The organism is Streptomyces aurantiacus, assembly GCF_001418335.1.
Classification (GTDB): Bacteria; Actinomycetota; Actinomycetes; order Streptomycetales; family Streptomycetaceae; genus Streptomyces; species Streptomyces aurantiacus.
In genome coordinates this window covers 23,281-29,280 of the sequence record NZ_LIPP01000216.1, presented here as the reverse complement: position 1 = coordinate 29,280, position 6,000 = coordinate 23,281, and the positions used below count along the sequence as shown (strand labels likewise).

The 6,000-nt window shown below is 72.3% G+C and carries 4 protein-coding genes; all 4 read left to right on the top strand.

What is annotated here, in order from left to right; genetic code table 11:
- The first annotated feature begins 123 nt into the window (after nucleotides 1-123).
- The 4 genes from AOK01_RS26475 to AOK01_RS26460 all read left to right on the top strand — a co-directional run bounded on the left by AOK01_RS26475 (nucleotide 124) and on the right by AOK01_RS26460 (nucleotide 5,963).
- Entirely contained in the window at nucleotides 124-1,734 is a 1,611-nt protein-coding gene (locus AOK01_RS26475; RefSeq protein WP_055515955.1) for an FAD-dependent oxidoreductase, read from the top strand.
- An 87-nt stretch (nucleotides 1,735-1,821) separates the two neighbouring features.
- Nucleotides 1,822-3,969: a hydantoinase/oxoprolinase family protein gene (locus AOK01_RS26470; protein ID WP_055515947.1), complete on the top strand. Its 2,148-nt coding sequence runs from the start codon at nucleotides 1,822-1,824 to the stop codon at nucleotides 3,967-3,969.
- A 125-nt stretch (nucleotides 3,970-4,094) separates the two neighbouring features.
- Nucleotides 4,095-4,673, top strand: a complete 579-nt coding sequence (locus tag AOK01_RS26465) for a hypothetical protein (protein ID WP_055515945.1) — start codon at nucleotides 4,095-4,097, stop codon at nucleotides 4,671-4,673.
- Nucleotides 4,674-4,676: 3 nt separating this feature from the next.
- Nucleotides 4,677-5,963 carry a TRAP transporter large permease gene (locus AOK01_RS26460; RefSeq protein ID WP_055515944.1) on the top strand — a complete coding sequence of 429 codons (1,287 nt, stop codon included), beginning with the start codon at nucleotides 4,677-4,679 and terminating at the stop codon, nucleotides 5,961-5,963.
- Nucleotides 5,964-6,000: the final 37 nt, after the last annotated feature.

Below are 6,000 nucleotides of genomic sequence, written 5' to 3'. Positions count from 1 at the left end.
CACAGGCAAACCACCCGCTACAAGCCCCACCCGCCATACGTGAATCACCGCCCCACCCGTCACAAGCAAGCCACTCGCTACCAGCAGCACCACCGAGAAACACCAGCAAGGAGAAGCGTGAGCGTGATACCGAAAGCCGACATCCTCATCGTGGGCGGCGGACTCGGCGGCGTGGCCGCCGCGCTGGCAGCCTGCCGCGCCGGACGCAGCGTCGTCCTCACCGAGGAGACCGACTGGCTCGGCGGACAGCTCACCTCGCAGGCCGTGCCGCCCGACGAGCATCCATGGGTGGAGCAGTTCGGCACCACCGCCTCGTACCGCCGACTGCGCGAAGGCATCCGGCAGTTCTACCGGCAGTGGTACCCGCTGCGCTCCGAGGCGCTGGCCCTCACGGACCTCAATCCGGGCGCCGGCCGCGTGAGCAAGCTCTGCCACGAGCCGCGCGTGGCGCTGGCCGTCATCGAGGCGATGCTCGCGCCCCACCGGGCCGCCGGGCGGCTGACCGTCCTCACCGACCACCGGCCCGTCGCGGCCGAGGCCGACAACGATGTCGTACGCTCCGTGACCCTGGAGCACAGCCCCGACGGGCAACAGGTCACCGTCCCCGCCCGCTACGTGATCGACGCCACCGAGACCGGCGAACTCCTCGACCTCGCGGGCGTCGAGCACGTCATCGGGGCCGAGGCCCGGTCCGAGTACGACGAACCGCACGCCCCGGACGAGGCCCAGCCGCTCAACCAGCAGGGCATCACCGTGTGTTTCGCGCTCTCCCACCACGAGGGCGAGGACCACACCATCGACCGGCCGGCGGACTACGACTTCTGGCGGGAGTACCGGCCCGGCTTCTGGCCCGGACCGCTGCTGGGCTTCGAGGCGCCGGACCCCCGTTCCCTGGAGTCCGTGCCGCGTACGTTCGAGCCGAACCCGGAGCTCGACCCGCTCGCCGTGAGTGCCGACCAGAGCGCCGACGCCGGCGACAAGGAACTGTGGGGCTTCCGCCGCATCCTGGCGCGGAAACTGCACCGCCCCGGCGCCTTCGACTCCGACATCACCCTCGTCAACTGGCCCCTCAACGACTACTGGTTGAAGCCGCTGGTCGGGGCGGGCGCGCGGACCGGGGCCGAAGCGGTCGCCGGCGCACGGCAGTTGTCCTTGTCGGTCCTGTACTGGCTGCAGACCGAAGCGCCGCGCCAGGACGGCGGCACCGGGTTCCCCGGCCTGCGCCCGCGCCCGGACGTGACCGGCACACCGGACGGCCTCGCGAAGGCGCCGTACGTCCGCGAGTCGCGCCGTATCAAGGCCGTCACGACCGTCACCGAGCACGACGTGGCGATCGACCTGGTCGGGCCCTACGGCGGCACCAGGTACCGGGACTCCGTCGGGGTCGGCAACTACCGCATCGATCTGCACCCCTCGACAGGCGGTGACAACTACATCGACATCGGCTCGGTGCCGTTCGAGATCCCGCTCGGCGCGCTGGTGCCCCGGCGCGTGCGCAACCTGCTGCCCGCCGGCAAGAACATCGGCACGACGCACATCACCAACGGCTGCTACCGGCTCCACCCGGTGGAATGGAACATCGGCGAGGTCGCCGGCGCGCTCGCCGCCCACTGCCTGACCGAGGACGTCGAACCCCACCAGGTCCAGGCCGAGGACAAGCGGTTCGAGGAGTTCGCACGCGGCCTCGACCGTGCCGGGGTGCAGCGCCACTGGCCGGACGTACGGGGCTACTGAGATCGAGGGGCGGGCGGACCGGCTGCTCAGCCCGTCCGCCCGGCCGGTGTCGCGCATGACTGACAGAGCACAAGGAGGTGCCCAGACATGACCACTCACAGAGTCCGCGTCGGCATCGACGTCGGCGGAACCTTCACCGACGCCGTGGCCGTGGACGCCACGACACTGAACCTGCTGGGACAGGTCAAGGTCCCCACCAGCCACCATCACGAGGACGGCGTCGCCCACGGCATCGTCGAGGCACTCGACCGACTGCTCCAGCAGGTCGGCCGCGATCCCGCCGACGTCGCGTTCCTCGCGCACGGTACGACGCAGGCGACCAACGCCCTGCTGGAGGGCGACGTCGCCACCGTCGGGCTGATCGGCATCGGCACCGGACCCGGCGCCGTCCTCACCCGCCGGCTCGCCGCCCTCGGCCGGCTCGAACTCGCCCCCGGCAAACGGCTGCCGCTCGCCTACGCCCATGTCGCCCACCCGGACGACGCGAGCGCCGTACGCGCCGCGGTCGAGGAGGTCACGGCGGCCGGGGCCGAAGTCGTCGTCGCCACCGAGCCGTTCGCCGTCGACCGCCCCGAAGGCGAGCAGGCCGTCCTGGAAGCCGCCCGTTCGGCCGGACTCCCGATGACGGCCGCGCACGAGATCACCTCGCTGTACGGGCTGCACAAGCGGACCCGTACCGCAGTCGTCAACGCCGCCATCCTGCCGCGCATGCTGGCCACCGCCGACCTCGTCGACGCGTCCATCACCAAGGCGGGCATCGCCGCGCCGCTCATGGTCATGCGCTGCGACGGCGGTGTCATGGCGCTCGACGAGATGCGGCGACGCCCGCTGCTGACCGTGCTGTCAGGACCGGCGGCCGGAGTCGCCGGGGCCCTGATGCAGGAGCGGATCAGCGAGGGCGTCTTCCTCGAAACCGGCGGCACCTCCACCGACATCAGCGTCGTACGCCGCGGCAAGGTCGCCGTCCGGCACGCCACGATGCTCGGCAAGAGCTCGTACCTCAACGCCCTCGACGTCCGCACCGTCGGCGTCGGCGGCGGCTCGATGGTCCGCGTCGACCTGGCCCACGGAGACCGGGCCGCCCGCGTCACCGGCGTCGGACCCCGCAGCGCCCACATCGCGGGACTGCCCTACGCCTGCTTCGCCGACCCGGCCGAACTGCGCGACGCGACCCTGGCCACGGTGCGCCCGATGCCCGACGACCCGGCCGACCACGCCGTCCTGGACGCGGCGGGCGGCCGGTACGCCATCACCATGACGTGCGCCGCCAACGCGCTCGGCCGGGTCCCCGAAGGGGACTTCGCGCACTGCGACCAGCAGGTGGCGAAGGCCGCGATCGCCCCGCTCGCCGCCGCCCTCGGCGTGGACGTGCCCACGGCCGCCGCCCGCATCCTCGACGCGGGCGCCGAGCAGGTGAAGTCGGTGGTGGACAAGATCGTGCGCGACTACCGCCTCGACGCCGACACCGCCGTCCTCGTCGGCGGCGGGGGAGGAGCGGCCACCGTCACCCCGCACCTCGCGGTGCTCACCGGCATGGAGGGCAGGATCGCCCGGCACGCCGAGGTCATCAGCCCCATCGGCGTGGCGCTCGCGCTGGTCCGCGAACAGATCGAGCGGATCATCCCCGGCGCCACACAGGAACAGATCCTCGCGGTGCGCGCCGAGGCCGAGCGGGCCGTCGTCGCCCAGGGCGCCGCCGCCGACGGAGTCGAGGTCGAGGTGACCGTCGACCCCCAGACCAGCACCGTCCGCGCCATCGCCACCGGCGCCACCGAACTGCGTACCCAGGACCGCTCGCACAGCGCCGACGACGCCGAGCGCCTCGCCGCGGCGGCCGCCAGCCTCAAGACCGACCCGGACCGGGTCCGCGTCCTCGCCGGCACACCAGCCCACACGGTGTACGGCACCGAGGTGCGCCGCCGGCTGCGGGCGTCCCGGCATCCCGTGCGCGTCGTGGACGCCGACGGCGTCGTACGCCTGCACGCCTGGGACGCGCAGGTGACCGCCACCACCGTGGGAGCCGCCCCCGAACTCCTCAGCACGCTCGTACGGGAGGCGACGTCGTACGGCGACGGCGGCGTCCGGGCCCCTGCACTGCGGCTGCTCCTCGGCTCCCGCATCGCCGACCTCTCCGGAGTCCTCGAACCGCAGCCGCTGCTGGCCCTGGCCCGCAGTGAGATGCGGGACCGTGCCGCCGACGAGCCCGTGGTGGCCGTGGTGGAGGTGCGGACATGACCACCCGCGCACTCGCGACGGCACAAGCACGGGCAGAAGCACAGCAAGGGACGCGGGCAGAAACTCGGGCAGGAGCAGGAGCAGGAGCAGGAGCAGGAGCAGGAGCAGGAGCGCGGGCAGCGGCGGTGAAAGCCCTCGGGGCCGCCGCCGACCCGGACACGGACGACCTCGACCTCGCCGTACGACTGCTCGCCGCCACCCCCACCCACGAGGGACGCGACCCCGCCCTGCTGCGCCGTTGGGCGGAAGCCGCCGACGCGTTCGGCGCGGCCCTCGAACCCGGGCCGTGCCGCGCCCGGATCGTGGAACGCGACGACGGGCTCGAAGAGCTGCTGCTCGCCCGCTACACCTCGCGTCCCGCCACCGTCGAGATCTGCACCGACACCGTCGACCGCGCCGAGACGCTGATCGACGAACTCGGCTGGCGCTCCTGGTATCCCGTGGGATCCGTGCGTGCCGCGGCCCTCGCGCACGAGAGCGCGCACGAGCACTTCCACCACAAGGAGACCAGGACCGCGCTCAAGGAGGCGATCGGGCACAGCGCGCTGCGGCTCGGCCGCTTCCGCGTCCTGGCCCATGTCGCCGGGGCCGAGGAGATCGCCGCCCACGCCTACGCCCGTACCGTCTGCGGACTCGGCCGCAGCCCCCTCCTGCTGACCGCCGCGCTCGCCGCGGTAGTCGGCGCACCCGGAAGAGAGAACTGAGCCATGGGTGTCGTCATCCTGCTCGTCATGGCCGCGGGTGTCGCCGCCATGCTCACCCGCAAATTGCCCACGGCGTTCGCGCTCGTCATCCTCGCCGTCGTCATCGCCTTCGTCGCCGGCGCACCGCTGACCGGCAAGAACAGTGTCGTCGACACCGTGCTCCAGGAGGGCGCGCCCGCGCTGGCCGCCACCATGATCGCCATCGTGCTGGGGTCCTGGCTCGGCAAGCTCCTGGAGGAGACGGGCGTCGCCGCCACCCTCGTCCGCAAGATCGTCGAGTTCGGCGGTGACCGCCCGGTCGTCGTGGCCCTCGGCGTGCTGGCGGTCTCCGCGCTCGTCGGCACCGTCACCGGGTCCGCTCCCGCCGCGATGCTCGCGGGCCTCATCGGCATCCCGGCCATGATCGCGGTGGGCATCCCGAAGGTGACCGCCGCCGGGACCATCCTCATGGGCATCGCCGTCGGCATCCCCTTCGAACTGCCGCTGTGGCAGTTCTTCTCCACCGCGCTGGAACTGCCCGTACCGACCGTCCGCGGCTTCATGGTGAAGCTGTTCCCGTTCGCGCTGGTGGCCGCCGTCCTCTATGTGTTCGTCGAGTCGCGCCGCCGGGGTGTGGAACACACCTGGTCCCTCAAGTCCGTGCAGGACAAGCCCCGTTCGCCGAACCGTCGGCAGCGGCTGGGCGACGCCCCCTGGTACGCGCTGCTCACCCCGGCCGTGCCACTGATCCTCGCCCTGGGCTTCGAACTCGCCATCATCCCCTCCATGCTGGCCGGCGTCCTGTACGCGCTGGTCACCACCACCCGCCCCCGGGAGATGAACAAGCGGCTGCTGCGCACCCTGTACGGCGGGTTCGAGGTGGCCGCCCCGCCGATCGCCCTGTTCATCGCCATCGGCATCCTGCTGGCCGCGGTGAAGCTCCCCGGCGCCGTAGACGCGCTCGAACCGCTGGTGAAGGCGGCCAGCCCGCAGAACGCCGTGCTGTTCGTGGGCGTCTTCACGCTGCTCGTGCCGCTGTGCCTGTACCGCGGGCCGCTGAACGTGTTCGGCCTTGGCGCGGGCATCGCCGGTGTCCTCATCTCCACCGGGATCTACCCCGCCGCGGTCGTCCTCGGCATGGCCACCTCGTACAACCAGGTCTTCGGTGTCGCCGACCCCACCAGCACCCAGACCGTGTGGGCCGCCCAGTACGCAGGTGTCTCCCCGCAACAGGTCATGGTGCGCACCCTGCCGTACGTGTGGGCCGTCGCCCTCGGCGGCCTGTGCGTCACCGCGGCGTCCTACCTCTGACCTGCCTGTCTCTGATCTGCCTGCTTCCGACCTGCCT

Coding starts and splice junctions, on each gene's coding strand:
- AOK01_RS26470 (WP_055515947.1), top strand. CDS start 1,822: ATGACCACTCACAGAGTCCGCGTCGGCATCGACGTCGGCGGAACCTTC.
- AOK01_RS26460 (WP_055515944.1), top strand. CDS start 4,677: ATGGGTGTCGTCATCCTGCTCGTCATGGCCGCGGGTGTCGCCGCCATG.